We start from the raw sequence: 511 nt of genomic DNA, 5'->3' as shown, positions 1-511 counted from the left end.
GCCAATAGGGTATACCCTATTGGTCTTTTTTATTTCTGTGCTATACTAGGAATTACAAGTGTTCATTAGAACTGTCCAAAAGGGGAATTGGAAATGGCTAAAATCGGTTATGCGCGTGTGAGTTCCAAGGAGCAACATTTAGATCGACAATTAGCGGCTTTAAAAGGCGTTGATAAATTATTTACGGATAAATTAAGTGGGGCTAACACTAATCGGCCAGAACTGCAAAAAATGCTGGCCTATATTCGTGAGGGTGATATTGTCCTGGTCACTGAATTAGATCGCTTAGGCAGAAACAACCAGGATTTGACTAAGATCATGAACTCCATTCAAAATAAGGGGGCCACCCTAGATGTATTGAATTTACCGTCCATGACAGGAATCGCTGATCCTAACTTACGGCAACTGATGACCAATTTGATTATTGAACTCTATAAGTATCAGGCCGAAAGTGAACGTAAGCGAATCATTGAGCGCCAGCAGCAAGGGATTGCCTTAGCTAAGCAGCAGG

The 511-nt window shown here is 41.7% G+C and carries 1 protein-coding gene; it reads left to right on the top strand.

Annotation, left to right across the window (positions count from 1 at the left end; genetic code table 11):
* Nucleotides 1–93: 93 nt before the first annotated feature.
* Nucleotides 94–511: recombinase family protein (locus AC27FM_RS13280; RefSeq protein WP_487088975.1), on the top strand; the 418-nt coding region annotated here is incomplete at its 3' end.

It is taken from the genome of Companilactobacillus sp. y65-5, assembly GCF_057541095.1.
This window is presented reverse-complemented; position numbering and strand designations above follow the sequence as displayed.